This window comes from Massilia sp. (assembly GCF_031995545.1).
GTDB lineage: Bacteria > Pseudomonadota > Gammaproteobacteria > Burkholderiales > Burkholderiaceae_D > Telluria.
Window position 1 is genome coordinate 63,304 of the sequence record NZ_DAMAGA010000020.1, and the last position, 24,466, is coordinate 87,769.

At 66.3% G+C, this 24,466-nt stretch carries 23 protein-coding genes; 6 read left to right on the forward strand and 17 right to left on the reverse strand.

What is annotated here, in order from left to right; all coding sequences use genetic code 11:
• Positions 1-30 precede the first annotated feature (30 nt).
• The 9 genes from RTQ83_RS14845 to RTQ83_RS14885 all read right to left on the reverse strand — a co-directional run bounded on the left by RTQ83_RS14845 (position 31) and on the right by RTQ83_RS14885 (position 6,370).
• Positions 31-1,017, reverse strand: a complete 987-nt coding sequence (locus tag RTQ83_RS14845; protein WP_312516139.1) for an aldo/keto reductase — start codon at positions 1,015-1,017, stop codon at positions 31-33.
• A 157-nt stretch (positions 1,018-1,174) separates the two neighbouring features.
• Positions 1,175-1,783, reverse strand: coding sequence for a hypothetical protein (locus tag RTQ83_RS14850; RefSeq protein WP_312516142.1), 609 nt, complete (start codon positions 1,781-1,783; stop codon positions 1,175-1,177).
• Positions 1,780-2,127: a GFA family protein gene (locus RTQ83_RS14855; RefSeq protein ID WP_312516145.1), complete on the reverse strand. Its 348-nt coding sequence runs from the start codon at positions 2,125-2,127 to the stop codon at positions 1,780-1,782. Before RTQ83_RS14855 ends, RTQ83_RS14850 begins: the two co-directional genes overlap by 4 nt.
• Positions 2,128-2,169: 42 nt before the next feature.
• Entirely contained in the window at positions 2,170-2,706 is a 537-nt protein-coding gene (locus tag RTQ83_RS14860) for a hypothetical protein (protein ID WP_312516148.1), read from the reverse strand.
• A gap of 171 nt (positions 2,707-2,877) precedes the next feature.
• A complete protein-coding gene (locus RTQ83_RS14865) occupies positions 2,878-3,291 on the reverse strand; it encodes a secondary thiamine-phosphate synthase enzyme YjbQ (RefSeq protein ID WP_312516151.1) in 414 nt (137 codons plus the stop codon).
• Positions 3,292-3,391: 100 nt separating this feature from the next.
• The gene (locus tag RTQ83_RS14870; protein ID WP_312516154.1) at positions 3,392-4,120 is read right to left on the reverse strand and encodes an amino acid ABC transporter ATP-binding protein; all 729 of its coding nucleotides are present in this window, start codon (positions 4,118-4,120) and stop codon (positions 3,392-3,394) included.
• 12 nt (positions 4,121-4,132) lie between these two features.
• A complete protein-coding gene (locus RTQ83_RS14875) occupies positions 4,133-4,825 on the reverse strand; it encodes an amino acid ABC transporter permease (protein WP_312516156.1) in 693 nt (230 codons plus the stop codon).
• Between the two features lie 10 nt (positions 4,826-4,835).
• A complete protein-coding gene (locus RTQ83_RS14880) occupies positions 4,836-5,531 on the reverse strand; it encodes an amino acid ABC transporter permease (RefSeq protein ID WP_312516159.1) in 696 nt (231 codons plus the stop codon).
• Positions 5,532-5,539: 8 nt separating this feature from the next.
• A complete protein-coding gene (locus RTQ83_RS14885; protein ID WP_312516162.1) occupies positions 5,540-6,370 on the reverse strand; it encodes an ABC transporter substrate-binding protein in 831 nt (276 codons plus the stop codon).
• Between the two features lie 181 nt (positions 6,371-6,551).
• Here RTQ83_RS14885 and xth point away from each other — a divergent pair, with 181 nt between their 5' ends.
• From xth to RTQ83_RS14900, 3 genes are all read left to right on the forward strand, one after another.
• On the forward strand, positions 6,552-7,337 hold the full coding sequence (gene xth / locus RTQ83_RS14890) for an exodeoxyribonuclease III (protein ID WP_312516165.1): 786 nt from the start codon (positions 6,552-6,554) through the stop codon (positions 7,335-7,337).
• A 61-nt stretch (positions 7,338-7,398) separates the two neighbouring features.
• A complete protein-coding gene (locus tag RTQ83_RS14895) occupies positions 7,399-7,971 on the forward strand; it encodes an MliC family protein (RefSeq protein WP_312516167.1) in 573 nt (190 codons plus the stop codon).
• 86 nt (positions 7,972-8,057) lie between these two features.
• The gene (locus tag RTQ83_RS14900; RefSeq protein WP_312516170.1) at positions 8,058-8,684 is read left to right on the forward strand and encodes a LysE family translocator; all 627 of its coding nucleotides are present in this window, start codon (positions 8,058-8,060) and stop codon (positions 8,682-8,684) included.
• Positions 8,685-8,785: 101 nt separating this feature from the next.
• On the opposite strand, the gene RTQ83_RS14905 is transcribed toward RTQ83_RS14900, so the two are convergent.
• The 4 genes from RTQ83_RS14905 to RTQ83_RS14920 all read right to left on the reverse strand — a co-directional run bounded on the left by RTQ83_RS14905 (position 8,786) and on the right by RTQ83_RS14920 (position 15,364).
• A complete protein-coding gene (locus RTQ83_RS14905; protein WP_312516173.1) occupies positions 8,786-9,865 on the reverse strand; it encodes a catalase family protein in 1,080 nt (359 codons plus the stop codon).
• Positions 9,866-9,977: 112 nt separating this feature from the next.
• Positions 9,978-12,371, reverse strand: coding sequence for a TIM-barrel domain-containing protein (locus tag RTQ83_RS14910; RefSeq protein ID WP_312516176.1), 2,394 nt, complete (start codon positions 12,369-12,371; stop codon positions 9,978-9,980).
• Positions 12,372-12,578: 207 nt separating this feature from the next.
• On the reverse strand, positions 12,579-13,832 hold the full coding sequence (locus RTQ83_RS14915) for a hypothetical protein (protein WP_312516178.1): 1,254 nt from the start codon (positions 13,830-13,832) through the stop codon (positions 12,579-12,581).
• A gap of 68 nt (positions 13,833-13,900) precedes the next feature.
• Positions 13,901-15,364: an FAD-dependent oxidoreductase gene (locus RTQ83_RS14920; RefSeq protein WP_312516180.1), complete on the reverse strand. Its 1,464-nt coding sequence runs from the start codon at positions 15,362-15,364 to the stop codon at positions 13,901-13,903.
• A 216-nt stretch (positions 15,365-15,580) separates the two neighbouring features.
• Here RTQ83_RS14920 and RTQ83_RS14925 point away from each other — a divergent pair, with 216 nt between their 5' ends.
• Both RTQ83_RS14925 and RTQ83_RS14930 read left to right on the forward strand, forming a co-directional pair.
• Positions 15,581-17,092, forward strand: coding sequence for an oligopeptide:H+ symporter (locus tag RTQ83_RS14925; protein ID WP_312516182.1), 1,512 nt, complete (start codon positions 15,581-15,583; stop codon positions 17,090-17,092).
• 126 nt (positions 17,093-17,218) lie between these two features.
• Positions 17,219-18,430 (forward strand): pyridoxal phosphate-dependent aminotransferase, encoded by a 1,212-nt coding sequence (locus tag RTQ83_RS14930; RefSeq protein WP_312516183.1) that lies wholly within the window; start codon positions 17,219-17,221, stop codon positions 18,428-18,430.
• Between the two features lie 22 nt (positions 18,431-18,452).
• On the opposite strand, the gene RTQ83_RS14935 is transcribed toward RTQ83_RS14930, so the two are convergent.
• From RTQ83_RS14935 to RTQ83_RS14950, 4 genes are all read right to left on the reverse strand, one after another.
• Complete coding sequence (locus RTQ83_RS14935; RefSeq protein ID WP_312516184.1) at positions 18,453-19,076, reverse strand: exopolysaccharide biosynthesis protein; 624 nt, start codon at positions 19,074-19,076, stop codon at positions 18,453-18,455.
• 66 nt (positions 19,077-19,142) lie between these two features.
• Complete coding sequence (locus RTQ83_RS14940; protein ID WP_312516186.1) at positions 19,143-20,465, reverse strand: ATP-binding protein; 1,323 nt, start codon at positions 20,463-20,465, stop codon at positions 19,143-19,145.
• Between the two features lie 11 nt (positions 20,466-20,476).
• Positions 20,477-21,940: an ATPase domain-containing protein gene (locus tag RTQ83_RS14945; protein WP_312516188.1), complete on the reverse strand. Its 1,464-nt coding sequence runs from the start codon at positions 21,938-21,940 to the stop codon at positions 20,477-20,479.
• Positions 21,940-22,323, reverse strand: a complete 384-nt coding sequence (locus RTQ83_RS14950) for a hypothetical protein (protein ID WP_312516190.1) — start codon at positions 22,321-22,323, stop codon at positions 21,940-21,942. The genes RTQ83_RS14945 and RTQ83_RS14950 overlap by 1 nt, the downstream gene beginning before the upstream one ends.
• Positions 22,324-22,595: 272 nt before the next feature.
• On the opposite strand from RTQ83_RS14950, the gene RTQ83_RS14955 reads away from it, so the two are divergent.
• Positions 22,596-24,392 (forward strand): DUF885 domain-containing protein, encoded by a 1,797-nt coding sequence (locus tag RTQ83_RS14955; RefSeq protein ID WP_312516192.1) that lies wholly within the window; start codon positions 22,596-22,598, stop codon positions 24,390-24,392.
• Positions 24,393-24,466 lie beyond the last annotated feature (74 nt).

Sequence of the window (24,466 nt, forward strand, 5' to 3'; positions counted from 1 at the left end):
CGCGTCGGCGGCGGAGCCGCCAACCCTACGTTACGCCGGCAGCGGCGCTTCTTGCGGCAACAGCTTCTCGGCGCGCAGCTCTTCCCAGAACGCCGCCGGAATCTTCACCTCCATCAGCGCCGCATTGCGCTTCAGGTGATCCGGGCTGCTGGCCCCGGGAATCGTCGCCGCCACCACCGGATGCGCGGCCCCGAACTGCAGCGCCGCAGCGGCCAGGTCGACACCGTGGCGCGCCGCCACCTGGCGCAGCCGCTCGCGCTGCGCGATCTTGTCCTCACCCGCCGGCGCATAATCGTAATTCGGCCCACCTGCCAGGAAGCCCGAATTCAACGGCCCGCCCAGCACCACGTGCGCGCCCCGCTCCGCGCACAGCGGGAACAACTCCTGCAGCGGCGTGGTCTCCATCAACGTGTAGCGCCCGGCCAGCAGGAAGATGTCGGGATCCGAATCGCGCAGCGCGCGCAGGCACGGGTCGACCGTGTTCACGCCCAGGCCCCAGCCCTTGATCACGCCTTCTTCGCGCAGCTTGACCAGGCCCTCGAACGCCCCACCCTTGCCGGCCGCGATCGCGTAGTAATGCTCGTACTCGGCCTGGCTGAAGCGGTCCGGCGACAGGTCGTGCACATAGACGATGTCGATGTGCGACAGCGCCATGCGCTGCAGGCTGTCCTCGACCGAGCGGCGCGCGCCGTCGGCGCTGTAGTCGGTGATGCGCCGGAACGGCAGGCCGCCGACGAACGGGTCGGCGATCTCAGGCGTCTCGGCCGGCACCAGGAGGCGCCCTACCTTGCTCGACAACGTGTATTCATTGCGCGGGCGGTTGCGCAGCGCCTGGCCGAACCGGTGCTCGGACAGGCCGGCGCCATAGTGCGGCGCGGTGTCGAAGTAGCGGATGCCGGCGTCCCAGGCCACATCGACGGTGGCCTTGCCCGCCTCTTCGCTGGTCCGGTGATACATGTCGCCCAGCCCGGTGCCGCCCAGGCCCAGGCGCGTGATCGGTTGATAGCGTTGGCTCATCGAAAGTCCTTTCCTGGTCAAGAAAACAAAGGACTGATACTGCCCGCTGAGCGGCAACGCCGGCGCACGCTTGGGAGGCGAAATACGCAGTGTGGCGATATCCGCGCACCCGAACCGTTCGACGTTGGCCGGGCGCACTTTGCACGTCGTCGCGAGGCTATCCGGGTGGCCTTTTCGGAGCGCGCCGCACCTTCTTGTCACAGTATGCGCTCGCGTCCCGCAACAGCAATCCGTTCTCGCCGCGCCACTGCAGCTCATCGGGCCCGATGTCGCGGTAGCGCAGCGCCCAGCGGCGCCAAAACACGCCGCCAATCCTCCACCACAGGCAGGCCAGCGCGAAGCCGGCAACCACCGCCAGAAGGTTCAGGAAGGGATAATCATTCGGCGCGAAGCGCAGCTGGGTCAACGTCAGCGGCGCGATGAAGATCGGCAGCATCGGCACGTGCACCACGAGCTGCCCGACCAGCATGGTGACGATATAGGATTTGCCACGCCAGAGCGGCCGCGAATAGCGCACTTCCGGTTCGTGGCGCGCGAGCCGGCGGCGTTCGTCCTCGTCCATGCCCGCCAGCCGGACGCGCAGGCGGTAGCGCTGCGCTTCGATGACGGCGCAGAGGCTGAGCAGTGCCAGCAGCATCGAGCCCACCGCAGCCAGATCGCTCGGGACACCCAGGCGCGCCGCGACCTTGGCGACGGCCAACGCCGCGACGAATATCAGGACGTAATGCACCAGGCGCCACAACCCGGAGCCGGCGCGCAGGCTCAATGCGACCTGCCGTCGTAGTGCCGGACCGGGATGGCGTCCAGGTCGATGCCGTCGATGCAGCGCAGATTGATCGCGGCCGTGACGTTGCCCTGCGGGTCGCTGCCTTCGCCATGGGAATGGATGCCGCAGGTGGCGCAGAAGCGATGCTGGATCACGTGCTTGTTGAAGGTGTACACGCTGGCCGCGGCAGCGGGAGTTTTCAGGCGCAGCTGCTCGTGCGGCACGAACCACAGCAGCGAACCGCGGCGGCGGCAGATCGAGCAGTTGCAGGCCAGCGCGCCGTCGATTGTCCCTTCGACCTCGAACACGATGGCGCGGCAATGACAGCTTCCTTCATACAGCATGTTGCTCCTCCGGTGAGTGACGGCATCCGATAGCGGCAACTGCTACGCCAGGCCGCGCCGCGAGCGCAGCTTGCGCCACACGGCGAGCGCCGCCGACTGCACGAGCCAGGAGAACAGCGCGATGAGCGCGCCGAACATCGCCGGCAGGATCGGCCCGGTGACGAACGCCATGCCAAGCACGAAGCCAAGCAGGTATTCGGCATGCCACAGGCGCACCACCAGGGCCAGCGCCAGCAGACCGAAGAAGGCATAGTCGACCACGGCACTACCGTGCGCGAACAGCGCCGACAACAGCGCGCCATAGGCCAGCGCGCACAGGAAGCCGGCCAATGGGGAAAATTTCGGTGCGACACGGGCGCGCGCCCGGCGCCGCTGGACCTGGCCCACGGTCGACCAGGCCAGCAGCGGCACCAGCAGCAATCCCCACCAGTTCGATACCGCCGGCAGATCGGGATTGGCCAGCAGGTGGTGCGAGGCCACCCCGCCGTTCAGGTGTTCCCAGGCCAGCAGAGCGAGGATGGCGGCGAGCGCCAGCAGCGTGAGATGGAAGCGTTTTCGGATGGCGTCGTCGGCATGCATGATCTTCCCTGGATGAGGTGAGGAACGCGTGGCATCGCAGCCGCCACCCGCGCCCGGCGCGGGCGCAACCAGACAACGCTACCAGAAGCCCGGCGCCGAATCTACGCCCGGCCCGCATTTCATGCCGGGCACATGGCATGCATATGCCTTGGAACCTACCGGGATAGGTTCTTAGCCCATCACCGTCACCACCACCTTGCGCCGGTGCGGCGCGGTGCGGTGCTCCCACAGGTAGATGCCCTGCCAGGTGCCGAGCAGGAGCCGTCCGCTGCCCACCGGGATCGTGAGACCGGTATCGGTCAGCATGCTGCGGCCGTGGGCGGACATGTCATCCGGCCCCTCGGCGTCATGGCGATAGGCCGGGTCGCCGTCCGGCGCCAGCCGCGCCACGATCGTCTCCAGGTCGCGCCGTACGTCAGGGTCGGCGTTCTCGGTGAGCAGCAGCGAACAGCTGGTGTGCTGGACGAAGACGTGCGCCAGGCCGCATTGCAGCCCGGATGCTGCAACCACGGCGGCAACGTCGCCGGTGATCTCGCGTGTACCGCGGCCGCTGGTGGAAAACGTGAGGATGGATTGGTGCGCCATGAGGGGCTTCCTTCGATGCACTTGGGATGCGCGCATATTATCAGCCAACGCGCAGCCGACCCGCAGCCAGCCCGCAGCCGGCCCGCAGCCGGCGCGAAAGCTAGTCGCGCCGGCGGTCGGCCAGGAACTGCTGCGCGCGCGGGTGCTGCGGGTTGGCGAAGAATTCCTGCGGCGTCGCCTTTTCCAGGATCTTCCCTTCGGCCATGAACCAGATGCGGTCGGCGACGTCGCGCGCGAAGCCCATCTCGTGGGTCACGCAGACCATGGTCATGCCCTCGCCGGCGAGCGAGCGCATCACCTGCAGCACTTCGCCCACCATTTCCGGATCGAGTGCGCTGGTCGGCTCGTCGAACAGCATGATCGGCGGGCGCATCGCCAGCGCACGCGCGATCGCCACGCGCTGCTGCTGGCCGCCGGACAGCGCGCTCGGATAGGCGTCCTGCTTGTGCGCCAGGCCGACCCGTTCCAGCAGCTGCAGCGCGTACTCGCGCGCCTCTGCCTTGGTGGCGCGTTTGAGCTGCACCGGCGCCAGCATGCAGTTCTCCAGCACCGTCAGGTGCGGGAACAGGTTAAAGCTCTGGAACACGAAGCCGATGCCGGCGCGCAGCGCGTTCACGTCCGCGCCCTTGGCATGGATATCCTGGCCGCCGATCGCGATGCGGCCGCCGTCGATTTCCTCGAGCCGGTTGAGGGTGCGGATCAGGGTCGACTTGCCAGAACCCGACGGGCCGCACACCACCAGCACCTCGTTCTGCGCGACCTGCTCGGTGATGTCCACCAGGGCGTGATAGTCGCCGTACCACTTGTTGACTTTATCGAGAACGATCATCGCTTAAAACTCTCAGGAAGCCTGCACCGGACGGCGCTGCAAACGCCGCTCGAGCAGGAAGGCCAGTCGCGACAGGCCGAAACACAGGATGAAGTACGTCAGCGCCAGGATCAGGTACACCTGTACCGCCTGGGTAAACACCAGGGTGTTGATCTGGGTGGCGATGAACGAGACTTCGGACAGGCCGATGATGTAGCCGAGCGAGGTCGCCTTGATGGTCGAGACCAGCTGGCTGACGATCGACGGCAGGCCGTTCTTCAGCGTCTGCGGCAGCACCACCAGGCGCAGCGCGGCGCCGTAGCCCAGGCCGAGCGAACGCGCGCTTTCCAGCTGCCCTTTCGGCAGCGCGCGGATGCCCGCCGCGACGATCTCGGCCAGGTAGACGCTGTCGAACAGCACCAGCACGATCAGCATGGTGCTGGCCTGGCCGGTCTTGATGCCGGTGACTGCCGGCAGGAAGAAGTAGACCCAGAACAGCACCAGCAGCAGCGGCACCGCGCGCACCAGCTGCACCAGCACCGAAGTCGGCCAGCGCAATGCGCGGTACGGGCTGACGCGGGCGATGCCCAGCATCAGGCCGAGCGGCATGGCCAGCACCAGCGCGGCGGCGGACAGCAATATCGTGAGCACCAGCCCGCCGAGCGGACCGTCCGGGTATTGGCCGACCAGGAAATACAGCCAGTAGGTATCGATCAGTTCCAGCATGTGTTCACCTTCATGCCGGACGCACCGGATAGCGGCGCTGGTACAGGTGGGCCGCGCCCGAGATCAGCAGCGACACGGTCAGGTAGGCCAGCGTGGCGAAGGTGAATGCCTCGACGCTGCGGAAACTCGCGGTCTCGACGCGCGCGGCCTGGTACATCATCTCGGCCGCGCCGATCACGGTGGCCACGCTGGTGTCCTTCCACAGGTTGACGGTCTGCGACAGCAGCGGCGGCACCGAGGCGCGCAGCGCCTGCGGCAGCAGCACCAGGCGCACGCTGGCCGCGCGGCCCAGGCCGAGCGAGCGGGCGGCCTCCAGCTGGCTTGGCGGCACCGCGCGGATGCCGCTGCGGATGTCCTCGGCCATGTGCACGCCGCTGTACAGGCTCAAGGCGATCACGGCGCACACGGCTTCCGGGTTGTTGGCGTACAGGACTTCGCGCGCGGCTTCCGGCAGCAGCTCGGGGAAGGCGAAGTACCAGAACAGCAGGTGCGCCAGCAGCGGCACGTTGCGGATCGCTTCCACGACCGTGGCGCCGATCGCGCGCAGCGGCGCGAAAGTTGACGTGCGCATCACTGCCACCAGCGCGCCGAACGGTAGCGCAAAGGCGAAGCTGACCACCGTCAGCTGAAGCGACAGGACGAGGCCCTGCACCAGCCAGTCATGATACTGGCCGGACTGCAGGATGGCGGGATCGAAAAACTGCAAGGACTGACTCAGATCTTGTCGGTGCTGATCTTGAAGTTGCGCTTGGCGATGTTGGCGCGGGTGCCCGGGCCATACCACTTGTTGAACAGCTGCTCGGCCGCGCCGCTGGCTTCCAGCTCGCGCAGGGTGGCGTCGACCACGTTCTTGAGGCCCTTCTCGCCCTTGCGCAGGCCGAGCGCGATCGATTCATTGCCGATCGACGGCGCCAGGATGGTGAAGCCCTTCGCGGCCGCACCCAGCTTGCCGTAGTCGGCCAGCAGCGACGATTCGTCGTTCACGTAAGCGACGCCCTTGCCCTGGCGCAGCGCCTGGAACGCCTGCTGGGTGTTCTCGAAGGTCACCACCTGGGCAGTCGGCACGGCGGCGCGGATATTGGTTTCCTGGGTGCCGCCGCGCACCGTGACCACCTTCTTGCCGGCCAGCTGGTTCAGTGCCGTGATGCCGCTGCCGGCGCGCACCATGATCTTGGAGCCGGTGACGAAATGGGTCAGCGCGAAGTCGACCTGCGATTCGCGTTCCTTGTTGTGGGTGAGCGTGGCGGCCAGGATGTCGACGTGGCCCTGCTGCAGCTCGGGAATGCGGGCCGCGACCGCCATCTGCTTGAACACCGGCTTGACGCCGATCTTCTTTGCCACCGCCGTGGCCAGGTCGATTTCGTAGCCGACCAGCTGGCGCGTTTTGGGATCGATGAAGCTGTTCGGTTCGTCGGTGCCGAGCACGCCGAACACGATCTGCCCTTTCTGCTTGATGTCCGCCAGCTGGTCGGCGTGGGCCAGGCCGGCAGCGAGCGTGCTGCTGACGGCAAAGGCGGACAGGATGAGATGGCGGCGGGTGATCATGGGTGCTCCAGACGGCGAAAATTCAATCGTGGGAGTATAAAGCAAAGTTTTATATGTAAAAACGAATAATTTGCCATAAGAAAATGCCACATCAGGCATATAGGACATTGCCTGAGCGGCAACCCGTGCGCCTGAAAACCGAAACTGTTGTCACAATAGCCTCAACCCGAACGGAGATTCCATGCTTCTCGCCACCTACAACGTCAACAGCATCAACAGCAGGCTCGACGCCCTCCTGCACTACCTCGAGGAGCGTAAACCCGATGTCGTCTGCCTGCAGGAGCTGAAGGCGCCACAGGAGAAGTTTCCGGAACAGGCGATCCTCGATGCCGGCTACCACGCCCTGTGGCACGGCCAGAAAAGCTGGAACGGCGTCGCCATCATCACGCGCGAGCCGGCCCAGGAAGTCCAGCGCGGCCTGCCGGGCGACCCTGCGGACGAACAAAGCCGCTACATCGAGGCGGTGTACCAGGGCGTGCTGATCGCCTGCCTGTACCTGCCCAACGGGAACCCGGCGCCCGGCCCCAAGTTCGACTACAAGCTGGCCTGGATGGAACGCCTGATCACGCGCGGCGCCGAGCTGGTGCAAGCCGGCGTGCCGGCGGTGCTGATGGGCGACTTCAATGTCATCCCGACCGAGCGCGATGTCTACAAGCCGGAGCGCTGGCTTGACGACGCCCTGTTCCGCCCGGAGACGCGCGCCGCGTTCGAGCGCCTGATCGCGCAAGGCTGGCTCGATTCGCTGCGCCACCTGCATCCGGACGAAACGATTTATACCTTTTGGGATTACTTCCGCAACGCCTTCGGGCGCGACGCCGGGCTGCGCATCGACCACCTGCTGCTCAGTCCCAAGCTGCAGCCGGCACTCAAAGCCGCGGGTGTCGACAAGTTCATGCGCGGACGCGAGAAGCCGAGCGACCACACGCCGACCTGGATCGAACTCGATCCGGGCGCCATCAAACACTGACCCGACCATTTTTCGTGGCCGCGCACGACGCGCCGGCCGCCATCTTCATCAAGGAGGCATCATGAAACAACTGACTATTCTCGCAACCGCCCTGCTGGTCTCGGCGGGCGCCCAAGCCGTCTCGATGCCTGGATTCTGCGCCAAGGGCATCGGCAAGGAAGAAGCGCAGGTCTGCGCCCATCCGGGTTCCACCGAAGCCGAAGGCCTGGTCTACGCGCTGTACCGCTCGGCACTGGAAAAGGTCGACGAAGGCGACAAGAAGCAAGTGCAGGAAGACCACACCAAATGGTGGGAAGGCGTCAAGAAGTGCGCCGGCGACAAGCAAATGGGCTCGTGCATCAGCAACGCCTACGGTACCCGCATGCTGGAACTGCAGACCAAGTACAAGCTGGTCAAGACCACCGGCCCGGTGAACTACACCTGCGGCGGCGAAAAACTGCAGGCCACCTTCTTCGATACCACGCCGAAATCGATGGTAGCCCAGCGCGGCGACCAGAAACTGCTGCTGCGCGGCGAGCCTAGCGGCAGCGGTATCGCCTACGGCAACCGCCAGGACGAGTTCAAGGAACACCAGGGCAAGATCACGCTCAAGTGGGGCGTGAACGCCAAGGAAATCAGCTGCAAGAAGGCGTGATGGGGCGGGCGGGCGGCGCCCTGGCATCATGACGGCGGGGCGGACATGCGTTATGCTGTCCGCCCCGCTCACTTTCGCCACCCGTCATGCTCACTCCGGAACAGTTCTTCGGCTTCCTGGCCGCCGCCGTCCTCATTACCCTCTCTCCCGGTCCCGACAACCTGATGGTGCTCAGCACCGGTATCGCCAAGGGCCGCCTGCGCGGCATCGCCTTCGGCCTGGGCTGCGCCATGGGCTGCATCAGCCATACGGTGCTGGCGGTGATCGGGGTGAGCGCGCTGATCGCGGCGTCGCCGACGGCGTTCACGGCGCTGAAGGTGGTCGGTGGCTTGTACCTGATCTGGATGGGATGGGGAGCGATTCGCAGCCGTGGCGGAGCGCGCGTGGCAGCTGAAGGCGCGCCGGACGAGCCGGCGCTGCGGCTGTTCGCCAAGGGGCTGGTGGCGGCGGCGATCAATCCGAAGGTGGTGCTGTTTTTCCTGTCGTTCTTGCCGCAGTTCGTGGTGGCGGCGCGCGGGGATGCGAATCTGCAGATCGGGCTGTTGGGGATCGTGTTCACGCTGCAGGCCGCGCTGATCTTTGGCTTGCTCGGATACTTCTCCGGCGCCGTGGGCCAGTGGTTGAATCGGACGCCGCGTGCGGGGATGTGGCTGGATCGGATTGCGGGGGCGGTGTTTATTGGATTGGGGTTGCGGTTGATCGTGGCGCGGTGAGACGGGTGGGTTGTTTACGCGGTGGTTGAACGCGTCGGCGGCGGACCGCGGGGCCGCCCAGGCCAACCCCACGTGGCTGCACGGCCCGGACTGTCCTACCTTTACGCCGATGGTTCGTGGATCGGGCAGCGGTTGAAGGACGAGCGGAATTCGCGCGAGGTTTTCATTACTTCGCGGCGCGCGCGGTTGATCGCGCCGATGGGACGGTGGGCGGCCAGGCAGTTCCACTGGTCGAAGGCGGTTTCGTCTTCCAGGCGCTGCGAACCGTCGTTCCAGCTCGATTGCGGCTCGGCGCGGATGCGCGCCACCGCGACGAATGGGCTCAGGTCTTGCGGCCACTCGACCGAGGCGTCCTCGATCGGCATCCGGTCCACGTCGACGTTCAGCTGCACGCGCAGCTCCCATTCGCCGCCCTGGGTCGCGAAATGGCGCGCGATGGCGTCGCGCTGGGCGTCGTCTTCGCTGTCGATGCCGGCGCCGTCGAGCGCCATCAGTTGCGGGTCGATCGGCGCCAGCGACAGCTTGGCCATGTAGCGGCCGTACAGGTACGGGGTCTGGCTGAAATAGGTTTCGCCCAGCGGATGGTGCTGCGGCTCGCCGCCCATCGATTTCAGCTTGCCGCTCTCGCCGCCCAGCGCTTCGACCGCCGCTTCGGCGCCGCGCAGCACGGCGGAAATCACCTTCTTGCCGGTCTCGCTGCGGTTGGTGGTGGCCGCCAGCAGCTTGACGTTCTTCAGGAAGGCTTGCGGATCGGGCGCCGAGAATGCCGGTCCATTCACCATCAGGAAGTCCTGCGAACGGCCCTGCTTCTCAAGGTCCAGGCGCTCGCCCGGCACTTGCAGCACCTTGAACGCCACCGCGCGCGGCGTCGAGACGCCGTCCGGCAGCTGTTCGGCCGGCGGCGACGACCAGCGCATCAACACGTCGTAGCTGCCCGCCTGCGCGAACAGACCCTGTGCCAGTTCGGGCGGCAGGTTATCGAGCACCGTGAGTCTGGCGCGCACCAGCGCGTGGCCCTTGGCGTGCACGGCGCGGTTGGCGTGACCCTCGGCCTCGGCCACCTTGTGCGCCATGCCGGCGAACACGTTCTGCAACGCGTGGATGGTTTCCGCTTCGTGGATGGCGACGCGTTCGAAGCCGGACTGGTAGGGAATCGGGGTCTTGCCGGTGGGGGTGGTCATGGGAACTCCTTTACATAGTGTTCCCACTGTAGCCAACAAGCCAACGGCGCGACGTTCGGTGACACACCGACGCGTAGCCAAAGGTCCGCGCCGGCATGCCCTGCCATCAGGCTTACAGCGTGATCGCCACCTGCGCGTCCTGGCCCTTGCGCGCCGGGATGCTCACTTCCAGCAGGTGCTGCTGCGCGTTCCAGGTGAAGCGCGCCGCACTGCCGCCGAGCGTGACCGCGCGCGGCTTGCTGCGCACGTTGTGGACCTTCAGCGAGAAGCCGCGTTCGGCGGCCGCCATCGCCTTGCCGGTCTCGGTGGCGAAGCCGATCGCCAGCTTGCCGTCCTGGTGGCGGCTGGTGAAGCGCACGATCTCGTACTTGCCCGCTTCGAACGCATTGGCGGTCTCGCCGTCGTCGTCGTACAGCTTGCCGTTCGACGCCGGTACCGAGGCGTCATGGTAGTAATGCAGGTCGATCTGGCGGCTGTTGTAGTCGCGCGTGGTCTGCACCACCTTCGCCATCGGCACGAACGCGCCGGCGCGCACATAGACCGGGATGTTCGCTTCGACCGGGCGCACGGTTTCCAGCACGCCGCCGCGATGCACCTGGCCGGTATGGAAGTCGAACCATACGCTGCCGCTGTTCGGGAAATACACGTCGGTACGGGTGGCACCCGGCTCGGTCACCGGCGCCACCAGGAAGTCCGGGCCCCACAGGTAGGTCGAGGCGCGCTCGAACGGTTTATCGGGGTCGGTCTCGACGAACATCAGGGGCCGCATCAGCGGCATGCCGGTCTGCTGGTTGTCGAAGGCGATCGTGTAGTTATACGGCAGCATGGCGTAGCGCAGCCACACCGCTTCGCGCGCCAGCACCTTGGTGCGCTCAGAGCGGAACACCGGTTCGGACGGCACCGCGTCCTGCGCGTGCGGGCGGAAGATCGGCTGGAACACGCCGTACTGCAGCCAGCGCACGTACAATTCGTCGTCCAGCACCGGGCCGGCGAAACCGCCCAGGTCCGAGTGCATGTAGGCCAGGCCCTGCATGCCCATCTGCAGCGAGATCTCCATCTGCGATTGCAGACCCGCCCAGCTGCGGCTGACGTCACCCGACCACGGGATCATGCCGAAGCGCTGCGAGCCCGAGTAACCGGCGCGCATCAGGATGAACGGGCGCTCGTTCGGGAACTCTTTTTTGTAGCCCTCGGCGATCAGGCGCGCCCAGTCGTGGCCGTAGATATTGTGTACCTGGTCGGCCGAGCCGGTGGCGTGCTGCAGCGCGGACGGATGCAGCTCCGGTTCGCCCAGGTCGCCCCACCAGCCGGTAACGCCGCCCGCCTTCAGGTCGCGGTAGATGTTCCACCACCAGTCGCGCCCTTCCTGCTTGTACAGGTCGATCAGGCCGGTGTTCCCGAAATAGAAGTCGTAGACGAACGGCTTGCCGTCCTTGTCCTTGGCCAGCACGTCCTTCGCCACCGCATCCTGCCAGCGGTTGGAGGTGGTGAGCACGAACGGCTCGGTGATGACCACGGTCTTGACGCCTTTGGCCTTGAAGTCGGCCATCATCTTTTCGGGCTGCGGGAAGGTGTCGCGGTCCCACGCCATATTGCCCATGGTGCCCTTGACCGTCTTGCCGAACCAGTACAGGTCGAGCACCACGGCGTCGAGCGGAATCTTCTCTTGCGCGAACTTGTCGACCACGGCGCGCGTCTCGGCTTCGCTCTTGTAGCCGAAGCGGCTGGCGAAGTTGCCGAAAGCCCAGCGCGGCGGCAGCGGCTGACGGCCGGTGAGGCCGGTGTAGCCCTCCATGACCTGGTCCCAGCTCTCGCCGGCCACCACCTGATAGGTTTTGCGTCCGCCGATCACTTCGTAGCGCAGCGTGCCGTCCTTGCGGCTGTCGAAATCGAGCCAGCCGGTCTGCGGGTTGTCGAAGTGGATCGCGTACTTCTTCGACGACAGCGCGACCGGAATCGTGTAGTTCAGTAGCTCGGAACGCGCGCCGTAGCCGTAGTCGGCCTTGTTGTACAGGCGGAACCGGTTGCCGCGCCGGTTCATGCCGACCGCGCGCGCGCCGGCGCCGTACAGCGCCTCGCCGTCGCTCAGCGCGAACTCGATGCTGTCGTGGCCGTCGATGCGGCCGAAGCCGCGCTTCTCGGCCACCAGTGGATTGCCTTTATAGGCGTAGCTGATGCGGAATGGCCGCTTGTCGACGGTGACCGTGATGCCCTCGGTGGCAAGCACGACACGCGCGCCCTCGTCCTTCAGCGTGGCCGGCACCGCGGTCGGCGCCAGGATCACGGCGTGCGAGGCGGGATTGAACCGTTCGCCCTTGGGGATGAAGGTGGTCTCGACGATCGTGCTCGAATACGGCTTGATCAGGTAGCGGCCGTCGTTGGTCGCGATCTCGAGGGTGTTCTGGTTGCGCGAGACGCCTTGCAGCTGGCGGTCGGCGTTCTGGGCGATGGCGAGCGGGCTGGCGAAGAGGCACAGCACCAGTCGGGCGATCGTGGCGTTTGTCATGTCGTCATTCTCGTTGTTATGAACGGTGCGGAGCCGGGGCGCCGCAGGCGAGAGCATGACAGAATTTCAGCGGATGAAACAGCGTTGATTCGCTACATTGCCGCGAGCTGAAGGCAACGTGAATACAAAAAAAGCGACGTGCATGCACGCCGTCCCTGGCCGCCACCACGTCATTGCCGCGCTGGCGGCAATGACGTGCTTCGGAGATTACTTGTCGCCCAGCGTCAGCTGCATCAGGCGACCCTGGCCATCCGCGCGCTCGTTGACCACCACGATGATGCGGCCCTGCGGATCCTGCATGATCGCGCTGACCGAACCGGTGCCGTGTTCGTCATCGGCCTTGTTGGCATAGCCCGGCACCATGCTCGAGATATCGGTCCAGGTGCTGCCGCCGTCCTTCGACCAGGCCAGGTAAGGACGGCCGTGCATCTTGTCGAAGCCGCCGATTACCAGAGTCGATGGCTTGTCCTTCAGCGCCAGGAAGGCGCCGATGTACGGGTAGCCCTTGGCGTCGGTAAGCGGTTCGTGGATCACGAACTTGAAGCTGGCGCCACTGTCTTCGCTGCGCAGCAGGCCGCCTTCAACGCCGACGAACACCTGTTTGGTGCCCTCGACCGAATCGATGAACTGGACGTTGCGGTTTTCCAGGTCCGGCAACGTCATCGGCAGCTTGTCTTCGCTGGCCAGCTTGCTGCCATCGGCGTTCATCCGGTACGACTCGACGAAGGCCATGTCGAGCGGGCATTCGCCACCGACGAACAGGCGGTCGCCGATGAAGTGGAACTTGGAGCTGTAGCACATTATCGACTCTTTCGAGCCGCGCACCACCTGCCAGGTGGCGCCGCTGTCCTTCGAAGTCAACAGGTTGTTGCCGCCGCCGGCGTTGCTGTACAGGCGGCCGTTGTGCAGCTCGATGTCCTGCATCGACAGCGTCTCGCAGAAGTACTCGTTACAGACCTTCAGGTCCTGGTCGCGCGGAATGAAGCTGGCGGTGCTGGCCATCAGGGTGCAGGTCGACGGTTCGTTCATGGTGTCCGGCGTGTCGGCCCACGGCTGCATCAGCCACATGTTCTCGCCCACCATCTTGATGCGCGGCGAGCGCATGATGAAGTCGCCCTGCGGCGCCATCGCGCACCCACCCATGCCGACCGGGCTCCAGTTCGACGCAGTGGTGAGCGGCAGCGTGGCGCGCATCACGGCCGAGCCTTCGGTCTTGCTGTTGGCCAGCGAGACGTAGGCCGCGCCGCCGTAGAAGGCGACGCTGTCCATCGCGCGCGCACTGCTGGACAGCACTTCGAGCTTGGTCACGACCGGCTCCGGCGTCACCACCGGCGGTTGCGGCTGCGGCTGCGCCACCGGCGGCGGCGTCACCGGCACCGGGTCGTCGTCCGAGCTGCCGCAGGCGGCCAGCAACAGCGCGCAGGCGGCCATCATGGCGGTGGTCTTGATGTGTTGATGCATGCGAATCCCCAATGATTGTTGGCCGGACGCGGCCGGCGTGATGTTCGATCGTGGGAGATTCTAGGTTGTCAACACGGCCTGTTTTCGGCTTTATTGTCGACAGAATGTCGCGAAGTTGTAAGCAGGTACAGGCGCCGTGCCAGGCCGGCCAGATCGTCGTACATGCGCGCATCCTGGGCCAGCCGCGCTTCGACGCCTTGCTGCGCCAGCACCGCTTCGGCAGCCATGAAGCCGGATTTGGCCGCGCCTTCCATCGTGCACGGCATGTGAGTCTGCACCCAGTCGCCGGCCAGCGTCAGCCCCGGCAGCGGCGAGCGCGCGTGCGGGCGCATGCCCTCGAAGCCGACCGTCGCGCAGGCAATCGCCATCGGCACGCGGTGAATGTCGGCGCGCACCACGCGCGCCGCCTTCGCTGCCGGAACGAATTCGGCCAGTTCATCGACCGTGGCGCGCACGATCTGCTCGTCGCCCAGGTGATGCGCGCGGTGGCTGTAGATGATGTTCGACGCCACCACGCTCGGCCGCCCTTCCCAGCCGCTGCGGATCTGGCTCAGGTCATAGAAGTCGTAGTTCAGGCGCTCGGGCGAATACAGGTGGGTGCAAAAGCGCTGCATGCCGAGCGGGCGGTCGAACCACAGATACACGCAGATATAGGGGCTCGGCTCGAAGCGCTGCAGCGCGTCGAACGGCGCGCGATCGCGCCATGCCGGCGGCAGCAACGCGGCCAGCTGCTGCGGCGGCAGCGCGCTCACGACATGCGGCGTGGCGATGCGGCTGCCGTCGGCCAGCTGCACGCCTTCGATCCGCTCGCTGCCCAACAGCGCCGTCGCCGGCACGCCAACGCGCACCTGGCCGCCGGCCTCGCGCACCATGCGCGTCGCCTGCTCGGTGTACAGCTCGCCCAGCCCGACTTTGGCGAAACCGAACTGCAGGCCGCGGTAGCCGCTGAGCTGCGCGTGGATGCGCATCAGCGAAGCGGCCGAACAGCGCTCCAGCGGCACGTTGGTCACCACCATCGCGGCGAAGCGCCACCACCAGTCGATCATCCGTTCGCTCAGGCCTTGCCCGCGCAGGAAGTCGAGCGCCGAGATGCGATCGAGTTCGGCCACCTGTTCTTCGCCGAAGCACATGCCGCGCCAGCCGGTGCGCGCCATCGACAGGTAGTCGGTCAGGCCGAGGCCGGGCGCGCGCAGGATGCTCGGCACCAGGCCGAAGGGCGCCAGCAGCGGCGTCTGGCGCAGCACGGTGGGACGCGGCTTGCTGGCGATGGTCAGCACTTCGCCGCTTTGCCACGAGATCAGGTCGCGCGTGCCGAGGCGGTCGAGCAGCGCCAGCATGTTGTGGTATTCGGTATGGAAGATGTGCGGGCCGATGTCGACCACGTCGCCGCTGCCTGGCTCGCGCCACGAGCTGGCGCGCCCGCCGAGCTGCTGCGCGCCTTCGATCACCGTCAGTGCGATGCCGCGTTCGGCCAGCGCCACCGCGCACGCCAGTCCCGCCACACCGCCACCGATCACCGCCACTTCCGTCATGCGCCCTCGCCTGTCGCTGTGCACTGAGGCCCAGTCTAGGCCGGCAGGCTGGTGCGTCGGTACGCTCGCGCACACAACATCGGGTGCGGCCGGCGCCATGCCGCGAACGCCTGTCAAGATTGCATATTCGCGGCAACTGGCATAGCATCGCCGCTTTGGCCGACGGTCGGCACGGGGTTCACGACCCGCGGCCGTCATGCAAGGATCTTCATGAACATGCAGCATTCTCCCGCGCGCGCCGGGACACTTCCGAGCCAGACGCGCTCCTTCACTACCGTCTTCCTGATCGAACTGTGGGAGCGCTTCGGCTACTACGGCATGCAGGCGCTGATCGTCTACTTCCTGGTGCAGCGCCTCGGCTTCGACGATACGCGAGCTACCTTGGTATGGGGTGCGGCGGCGGCCCTGATCTACGTGGCGCCGGCCATCGGCGGCTGGATCGGCGACCGCGTGCTCGGCACCCGGCGCTGCATGGTGATCGGCGCGATCATCCTGTCGCTCGGCTATGCGCTGATGGCCATCCCCACCACCAATACCTGGCTCACCTTCTCGGCGCTGGGCGTGATCGTGGTCGGCAACGGCCTGTTCAAGCCCAACACCGCCAACCTGGTGCGCAAGATCTATGAAGGCGACGATGCCCGCATCGACAGCGCCTTCACCATGTACTACATGGCGGTGAACATCGGCTCCACGGTCTCGATGCTGGCCACGCCGGCGCTCAAGGACTACGTCAATGCCCATTACGCCGGCGAACTCGGATGGCACGTGGCGTTCGCGGTGTGCAGCGTCGGCATGTGGGTGGGCCTCCTGACCGTGGGCGTGCTGCGCCGGACTATTTCTCATATCGGCTCGCCGCCGGACGCGCTGCCGCTCGACTGGGGCAAGCTGGCGCTGGTGCTGGGCGGCGGCGTGATCGCGGTGGCGGCATCGGCCACCATCCTCGAATACCAGTGGCTGGCGCGCCTGTTCGTGTACGTGGCCGGCATCGTGGTGCTGGGCATCTTCGTGTACCTGATCCGCACCAGCGAAGCGAGCGAACGCGCCGGCATGGCGGCGGCGCTGGTATTGACGCTGCAGACCGTGTTCTTCTTCATCTTCTACCAGCAGATGTCGACGTCGCTGTCGCTGTTCGCGCTGCGTAACGTGGACCTCGACTTCACCCTGTTCGGCGCCCACCTGTTCACCTGGTCGCCGGGCCAGTTCCAGGCCCTGAACGCGATCTGGATCATGATCCTGAGCCCGGTGCTGGCCTTGGCGTACACTCGCGCCAGCGGCAGCCGCTTCGACCTGTCGATCGCGGCCAAGTTCGCGCTCGGCTTCGTGGTGGTGGCGGCAGGCTTCTTCACCTACGGCGTGGCCGGCGCCTTCGCCGTCGATGGCCTGACCTCGTCGTGGATCATGATCGCCGGCTACGGCCTGTATTCGCTCGGTGAACTGCTGGTGAGCGGCCTGGGTCTGGCGATGATCGCGCGCTACGTGCCGGCGCGCATGGGCGGCTTCATGATGGGCGCCTACTATGTCGCGGTGGGCATCTCGCAATACCTGGGCGGCGTGGTCGCCACCATGGCCAGCGTGCCGCAGGGGATGAGCGACCCGCTGCAGACGCTGCCGATCTATACCAGCCTGTTCAACAAGCTGGGACTGGCGGCGATCGCCTGCACGTTCATCGCACTGGCGGCGCTGCCGCTGATGCGGCGCCTGACGGCGGCGCACCAGGCGCACCGCTAGGCTCCTGGCGCAGTACGGGGAGCCGTGCACGCCGCACACGCGGGTGCAGTTCAGGAAGCCGCGCACGCAGGCGCGGCTGCTCCGTTAGAATAGCCGGTCTCCGTCCCATTCTTTCCGGCTGCAAGCATGTCCACCATTCAGACTTCCCCCGACACCCAGGCCGCGCGCGCCCTGCAAGTAGCGCAGCGCGTGCACGCCATCGAACCGTTCCGCGTGATGGAGATGGTGAAAGCCGCCGGCGAACTCAAACGCGCCGGCCACGACGTGATCAGCATGAGCGTCGGCGAGCCCGATTTCACCGCGCCCGATATCGTGGCCCAGGCCGCGATGGAAGCGATCCGTGGCGGCGTGACCCAGTACACCGAATCGCTCGGCCTGCGCGAGCTGCGCGAAGCCATTTCCGGCCACTACGCCGCCGTGCAGGGCCTGGACATCGATCCGCGCCGCATCGTGATCACCGCCGGCGCCTCGGCCGGCCTGCTGCTGGCCTGCGCCGCCTTGGTAGCCGAGGGCGACGAAGTGCTGATGCCCGATCCCTGCTACCCGTGCAACCGCCACTTCGTATCAAGCTTCGGCGGCACGCCGGTGCTGGTGCCGTCCTCGCACGAAGACCGCTACCAGCTGAGCGCCGCCCACATCCACGAACGCTGGACCGGACGCACGCGCGGCGTGCTGGTGGCGTCGCCCTCGAATCCGACCGGCACCTCGATGACGCCGCAGCAGCTGCGCGAGATGCTCGATGCAACCCGTGCGCGCGGCGGCTTCGCCATCGTCGACGAGATCTACCAGGGACTGTCGTACGACCACAAGCCGGTGAGCGCGCTGAGCCTGAGCGAGGACGTCATCACCGTCAACAGCTTCTCCAAGTACTTCAACATGACCGGCTGGCGCCTGGGCTGGCTGGTGGTGCCGGACAGCCTGGTGCCGACCTTCGAGAAGCTGGCCCAGAACCTGTTCATTTGCGCCCCGACCGTGGCCCAGCATGCGGCGCTGGCCTGCTTCCATCCCGAGGCGCTGGCGACGTTCGAACAGCGCCGCCTGGAATTCCAGCGCCGCCGCGACTACCTGGTGCCGGCCCTGCGCGAACTGGGCTTCGGCGTGCCGGTGATGCCGGATGGCGCGTTCTATGTGTACGCCGACATCAGCGCGGTGAATCACCCGCTGCGCGGCGACAGCGCGGCGTTCGCGCTGGAAGTGCTGCATCGTGCGCACGTGGCGATCGTGCCGGGCGACGATTTCGGGGTGGCGGCGCCAGGGCGCCATGTGCGGTTTTCGTATGCGACCAAGTACGAGCGGATCGAGGAGGCGGTCGCGCGCCTGCGCAAGCTGTTCGCGTAGGGTTCGCGGCCCCAATAGTGAATCAGGCGGACAGCCGCTCGAACACTTCGCGCGCCGCCAGGCCGCCGCCGCCGATCAGCACCGCGAAATACACGATCGTCACTAGATTGCCGACATGCCCCAGCAGCACGCTGACGCCATCCCTCTGCAGCAGCCCGATCGCCAGGAACAGGATCGCCACCGCCGGGAAGGTGTTACTGAACGGGATCAGCCCGAACGGCATCATCAGCAGCACCGCGCCCAGGATCAGTGCCGCGCTGTTGACCAGGTCCATCGCACCGTCGGCCACCAGCCAGCCGATGCGGTTCGGGCGGCTGACGTATTCGATCTTCTTCAGCCACGACAGCGCCTTGCGCAGCAGCGGGCGCAGCTTGCGGGTGCCGATCACGCGGTGCTGCAGCCTGGCTGGAATCCACAGGTCGCGCCGCAGCAGGCGGCTGATGCCGATCAGGAGGATGGCGGCGCCGAACACGGTGCTCACGCCGGGAATCGAGACCGGGATCAGGAACACCAGCGTCAGCAGCGCCACCAGGATCAGCAGGCCGTCGCTGCCGACGCGGTGAATCAGTTCGCTCAGCGTGATGCCGGTGCGCGGCATGGAGCGGACCAGGGAACGGAGGCGTTGCGAGACCGGGGCACTGTGCATGGAATTGTTCGAGAAGGGGTTGAGGGAAACCACAGCGCAGCGCGTCAAAGCACGGCGCGCCGCATTCTACAAGACGGCAGCGCCAACCGCCGGCACGCTTGCCAGCGCTTCGACCAGCACGCCGGGTTCGACCGGCTTGACCAGGTAGCGGTCGAACCCGGCCGCCATGGCGCGTTCGCGGTCGCTCGGCTGGCCGTAGCCGGACAGTGCCACCGCCAGCGGACGCCGTTCGTGCGGGCGTTCCAGGCCGGATGCGCGCAGGCGCTGCATCAGTTCATAGCCGTCGATGCCGGGCAGGCCGATGTCGCACACGATGGCGTCGAAACGCCCTTCCAGCGCCAGCGCCAGGCCGGCGTGGCCGTCGACCGCGATCGCCACCTGGTGGCCTTCGAGTTCGAGCAGCATGCGCAGCACCGCGCAGGCGTCGGCATTGTCTTCCACGATCAGGATGCGGCGCGCGCCGTCCGCCTGCGCATCCTGCGCCGGCGCTGCGCCGTGCGGGAGCGTGCTGCTGGAACGCGGCAGCGACACCGTGAAGGTGCTGCCCTGCCCCGGACCGGGACTGGCGGCGGATACGCTGCCGCCGTGCATGCCGACCAGGTTGCGCACCACGTTCAGGCCCACGCCCAGGCCGCCCTCTGAACGCGCGAGCGAGCGCGGGCCCTGGGTGAACAGGTCGAAGGCGCGCAGCATGGTTTCCTCGGCCATGCCGGAACCGTTGTCGCCGACGCGCACGCTTACGCCCGAGCCATCGATGCACTCGACCTCCACGTGCACGCGGCCGCCGTCCTGGGTATATTTAGACGCGTTGCTGAGCAGGTTGGTGAAGACCTGGGTCAGGCGCACCTGATCGCCATCGACCACCACGTCCACTGGCGCCAGCGACACGTCGAGCTGCTGGCCGCGCTCGCGCAGGCGCGGCTGCACGGTTTCGATCGCCTGGTCCAGCACCTCGGACAGGCGCAGCGGCTGGATCGCCAGCGTGATCTTGCCGCTGGAAAGCCGGGCGGCGTCGAGCAAATCGTCGAGCAGGCGCGCCATATGGCCGACCTGGCGCCCGATCACGCCGGTGAGCTGCTTGAGCGGGCCGGCGACCGCCGGGTTGCGCTCGAGCAGGCTGGCCGAGACGCTGATCGGCACCAGCGGATTGCGCAACTCGTGCGCCAGCATGGCCAGGAATTCGTTCTGGCGGCGGTTGGTCTCTTCGGCATCGTCGCGCGATGACTGGGCGTCGACCGTGGCCAGCACCAGATGCTGGTTCGCTTCGCGCAGCCGGGCAGCAAGCTCGCGCTGCTCATCGACTTCATGCCGCAGGCGCGCGTTCTCTGCTTCGAGCTCGGCAAGGCGGCGCGTCGGATCGGCCTGCTCGTTCATCGGGTCGCTTGCCATTGCCTGCCTTCCTAAGTGCCACGCGTGAGCGGCAAGCCGTGCACCACGCCTTCGTATTCGGTGCTCACAGGATGGACCCGGATGCCGTCTTCGGTGATGGTGTATTCGCGCAAGTCGAGGCTATGCGAGCTGCCGCGCACCTTGACCACCGACAGGAACTTGCGCAGCTGGCCGCCGCTCTCGCCGAAGCGCATCAGGACGATGGCATCGGTCAGGTAGGCGATGTCGGACTGGCTCAGTTTCAGGCGGGTAAAGTCGTCGTTCACGCCCATCGTTACCACCACCGTCACATTGCGCTTGGCCAGCGACGACAGCATGCGGAAGACCACCTCGCGCAGCTGGTTGCGGCCTTCCGGCGCCAGATACAAGGCCAGCTCGGACAGCGAATCGACCACCACCCGGCGTGCGCCGGTGCGATCGATCGCCTCGTTCAACTCGTCCAGCAGCTCGTCGATCGACAGGTCGATCATGCGGCTTTCGAGCACCACCACGTCGCCGGCCTGGGCCATGCGCGCCAGTGCGCCGTTACGCAGGCGCGATGCGCCCTTCTCGAAGAACAGCGCCACCCCTTTTTCGCCGCGGCGCACGCCCTCCTGCAAAAAGTTGGTGCTGAACGTGGTCTTGCCGACCCCGCTGCCGCCCGACATCAGCATCGAGTGGCCCTGCGGCAAACCGCCGTGCAGCATCTCGTCCAGGCCTGCAGTGCCGGTGGCGACGCGCAGCATTTCCTGGTCGATCTCGCCGCCGGTGTCGCGATCCGAGGCCAGCGGCGGCAGCACGCGCGGGTAGACGCGGATGCCGTCATCGGTAATGCGGAAGGTGTGCGACCCGCTCAGGTGGGCCTGGCCGCGCATCTTGACCACACGCGCCTTGCGTATCACCGAGTTTTCTTCGTGCACCTGGGTCAGCGAGATCATGCCGTCGGCCACCGTCATGATCGGGTTGGCCTCGACGTCGCTGTGCAGGTATTCGCCGATCAGGAACGTGGTGGCCTGCCAGCTGGTCATGCGGGTGCCGAGCTCCTGGATGAAGGACTGGAGGTCGGCCACGCCCTCGTTGCCGCTGCGCGCGGTCTGCGCCACCGAACGGAACGAATCGACGAACACCAGGCTCGGCGAAAAATTCTCGACCTCGCGCATGAGGCGCGCCAGCACGCCGCTGAAATCGCCGGCACGCAGGTCTTCGGCCAGGTTGACGTAGCGGATGCAGGTGCCGACCATGTCCATGTCGAAGAAACCGTACTGCTGCTGGTAGCGCAGCATTTTCAGAGGCGGCTCGCCGAGCACGGTGAAGAACAGCGCACGGCGCTCGTTGGAGGCCAGCGAAAACATGATCTGGTGCGCGAGCGTGGTCTTGCCCGATCCGGGCGCGCCCGCGATCAGGTTGAAGGAAAACTCGCTCAGGCCTCCCCCGAGGAGAACATCGAGGCCCGGCACACCGGTACTCAATTTCCCAAGGGTTACTTTATCGCTCATTACTTGCGCTCCTGTTCATTCTTATCGTCCCCGACGCGCGCAGCGGCGTCAAGCAGGCGCCGTGCGAGACCCTGGCCGATCAATGCTGCCAGCAATCCGTTGAAGGTCTGGAGCAGCGCTGCGTGTGCGGCGAGCGCGTGCTCGGGGGCGACACTGGCGAGCATCTCGTCCAGCGCGTTGATTTGGGTGTCGCGGGTCTTGCACGGCGGAGTATCCGCCAGCCACTTGTACTCTGGACCGACAACGCGGCAAGCGCGCCCGAAGAGCGCGCAAAAACCGCTGTCGCCGATGAGGGGCCCGAGCTGGTCGGCAAGGCGCCGCCAGGACTGGATGAGATGAGCGTGCCCTTCGGAGCGCCCGGGGCCGCCCTTACTCGTCATCATCGCCGGTTCGCAAAACAATTACTGCCGATATCATCATGAATGGTCCATGCACGCTGGAGTGCAGAGTCGTCGTGCGCTTGCCCGCCGAAATATTGACGAACATTATATCTTGACTCTGTACTATCACTCGCCATCGATTTAACAAAATTTTATGCACCGCCACAGTGTCAATACGTCGGCGCAGACTGTATTGTATCCGGTAGGCATGATGTGGAAACCCCGCTAAGATGGTATTTGCTGAGCAATGATGCTCTTTTACCAGCAGGGGACCAATGAACAAGAAACTGGGCGCCGTCTTCGCCACCACCTTCGCCATCGCCGCGCTGGCCGCCACGCCGCATGCGCTTGCCGCTGCCAAACCGGCTGCCGCCACTGCCACCAGCGCGGCCAGCGCTGCCGACGCCCGCTTCAAGAGCATCTACACCAGGGAATGGCAATGGCGCGTCAAGGAGCGCCTGGCCCGTGCCGAGGGCGAGCGCGGCATCAGCCCAACCCTGGCGCGCGCCGACGCCCCGGCGCAGGAAGCGCGCCGCGTCTACTGGGCCGGCATCCTGAAGGAGCTCGACGCCATCAAGCCGGCCGAGTTGTCGGCGCCCGAGCGCATCAACTATGCGGTCTACCGCGCCCAGATCGCCGCCCTGCACGACGCCCAGCTGTACCGCGAATACGAGCAGCCGGTCAATGCCGACACCGCATTCTGGACCGACGTCACCTATGGCGCGCGGCGCCCGTTCGGCGGCATCGACGACTACCGCAACTATCTGGCCCAGCTGGACGGCCTGCCGGCCTACTTCGACCAGGAAGTCGGCAATATGCGCGCCGGCCTGGCGCGCGGCTTCACTCCGCCGCGCGTCACGCTCACCGGCCGCGACAGCACGCTGCTGTCGGTGGCCGAGGCCAGATCGCCGCAGGACACCGTGTTCTACACGCCGTTCAGGCAGATGCCTTCCTCGATCCCGGCGGCCGAGCAGGAAGCGTTGCGCGCGCGCGCCGTGGCCGCGATCCGCGACAAGGTGCAGCCGGCCCACGCCAGGGTGCTGGCCTTCTTCCGCGACGAATACGTGCCGAAGGCGCGCACCACGCTGGCGGCCGAAGCCATGCCGGGCGGGAAGGCGTATTACCAGTCGAAGATCGTCGAGTTCACCACGACCAATATGACGGCCGACCAGATCCACGCCATCGGATTATCCGAGATGGCCAAGATCCGCGCCGAGATGCACGAGGTGATGCGCCAGGTCGACTTCAAGGGCGACCTGCCGGCCTTTTTGCAGTTCCTGCGCACCGATCCGCAGTTCTACGCAAAAACGCCGAAGGAACTGCTGATGGCCGCGGCCTGGACCTCGAAGCGCTTCGACGCCAAGGCCGACCAGTACTTCGGCTACCTGCCGCGGCGCCGCTTCGCGATCGTGCCGGTGCCGGACGACCAGGCGCCATTCTGGACCGCGGGGCGCGGCGGCCCGGGCACCTATTGGGTCAACACCTACAACCTGCCGGCGCGCGCGCTCTACAGCCTGCCGGCGCTGACGCTGCACGAATCGGCGCCCGGTCACGCGTTCCAGGGACCGATCGTGCAGGAGCAGAAAGGCGTGCCGCCGTTCCGCCGCGCCTATATCTCTGCCTACGGCGAAGGCTGGGCGCTGTATTCGGAGCGGCTCGGGGTCGAGATGGGGATTTATGAGTCGCCGTACGAAATCTTCGGCATGCTCAGTTACCAGGCCTGGCGCGCCTCGCGCCTGGTGGTCGATACCGGCATTCACGCCAAGGGCTGGACGCGCGAGCAGGCGCAGGCCTATCTGATGGAGAACACCGCGCTGTCGCAGCATGAGGTGGAGACCGAGGTCGATCGCTACATCTCGTGGCCTGGGCAGGCGCTGTCGTATTACCTGGGGCAGATGGCGATCCAGGAAGCGCGGGCGCGCGCCGAAAAGGGGCTCGGCGCGAAGTTCGATATCCGCAACTTCCATGATACGGTGCTGCAGCTGGGGTCGGTACCGCTGCCGGTGCTGCAGCAGCGGATCGATCAGTTCATTGCGGATGGGGGGCCGAGCCCGTATCCGAAGGAGGGCTGAGTGCGGCGATCTGCATGCAAACTTGGGTTCCCGCCTTCTGAACTGACCCCGTTTAGTCGGACAGCTTTTTTGAT

Excerpts from the sequence above, each read along its gene's own strand:
- RTQ83_RS14925 (WP_312516182.1), top strand. The coding sequence starts at position 15,581 with ATGCAGCATTCTCCCGCGCGCGCCGGGACACTTCCGAGCCAGACGCGC.
- RTQ83_RS14955 (WP_312516192.1), top strand. The coding sequence starts at position 22,596 with ATGAACAAGAAACTGGGCGCCGTCTTCGCCACCACCTTCGCCATCGCC.
- RTQ83_RS14950 (WP_312516190.1), bottom strand. The coding sequence starts at position 22,323 with ATGATGACGAGTAAGGGCGGCCCCGGGCGCTCCGAAGGGCACGCTCAT.
- RTQ83_RS14875 (WP_312516156.1), bottom strand. The coding sequence starts at position 4,825 with ATGCTGGAACTGATCGATACCTACTGGCTGTATTTCCTGGTCGGCCAA.
- RTQ83_RS14900 (WP_312516170.1), top strand. The coding sequence starts at position 8,058 with ATGCTCACTCCGGAACAGTTCTTCGGCTTCCTGGCCGCCGCCGTCCTC.
- RTQ83_RS14870 (WP_312516154.1), bottom strand. The coding sequence starts at position 4,120 with ATGATCGTTCTCGATAAAGTCAACAAGTGGTACGGCGACTATCACGCC.
- RTQ83_RS14905 (WP_312516173.1), bottom strand. The coding sequence starts at position 9,865 with ATGACCACCCCCACCGGCAAGACCCCGATTCCCTACCAGTCCGGCTTC.
- RTQ83_RS14945 (WP_312516188.1), bottom strand. The coding sequence starts at position 21,940 with ATGAGCGATAAAGTAACCCTTGGGAAATTGAGTACCGGTGTGCCGGGC.
- RTQ83_RS14940 (WP_312516186.1), bottom strand. The coding sequence starts at position 20,465 with ATGGCAAGCGACCCGATGAACGAGCAGGCCGATCCGACGCGCCGCCTT.
- xth (WP_312516165.1), top strand. The coding sequence starts at position 6,552 with ATGCTTCTCGCCACCTACAACGTCAACAGCATCAACAGCAGGCTCGAC.
- RTQ83_RS14930 (WP_312516183.1), top strand. The coding sequence starts at position 17,219 with ATGTCCACCATTCAGACTTCCCCCGACACCCAGGCCGCGCGCGCCCTG.
- RTQ83_RS14845 (WP_312516139.1), bottom strand. The coding sequence starts at position 1,017 with ATGAGCCAACGCTATCAACCGATCACGCGCCTGGGCCTGGGCGGCACC.
- RTQ83_RS14855 (WP_312516145.1), bottom strand. The coding sequence starts at position 2,127 with ATGCTGTATGAAGGAAGCTGTCATTGCCGCGCCATCGTGTTCGAGGTC.
- RTQ83_RS14915 (WP_312516178.1), bottom strand. The coding sequence starts at position 13,832 with ATGCATCAACACATCAAGACCACCGCCATGATGGCCGCCTGCGCGCTG.
- RTQ83_RS14895 (WP_312516167.1), top strand. The coding sequence starts at position 7,399 with ATGAAACAACTGACTATTCTCGCAACCGCCCTGCTGGTCTCGGCGGGC.
- RTQ83_RS14885 (WP_312516162.1), bottom strand. The coding sequence starts at position 6,370 with ATGATCACCCGCCGCCATCTCATCCTGTCCGCCTTTGCCGTCAGCAGC.
- RTQ83_RS14860 (WP_312516148.1), bottom strand. The coding sequence starts at position 2,706 with ATGCATGCCGACGACGCCATCCGAAAACGCTTCCATCTCACGCTGCTG.
- RTQ83_RS14935 (WP_312516184.1), bottom strand. The coding sequence starts at position 19,076 with ATGCACAGTGCCCCGGTCTCGCAACGCCTCCGTTCCCTGGTCCGCTCC.
- RTQ83_RS14920 (WP_312516180.1), bottom strand. The coding sequence starts at position 15,364 with ATGACGGAAGTGGCGGTGATCGGTGGCGGTGTGGCGGGACTGGCGTGC.
- RTQ83_RS14865 (WP_312516151.1), bottom strand. The coding sequence starts at position 3,291 with ATGGCGCACCAATCCATCCTCACGTTTTCCACCAGCGGCCGCGGTACA.
- RTQ83_RS14910 (WP_312516176.1), bottom strand. The coding sequence starts at position 12,371 with ATGACAAACGCCACGATCGCCCGACTGGTGCTGTGCCTCTTCGCCAGC.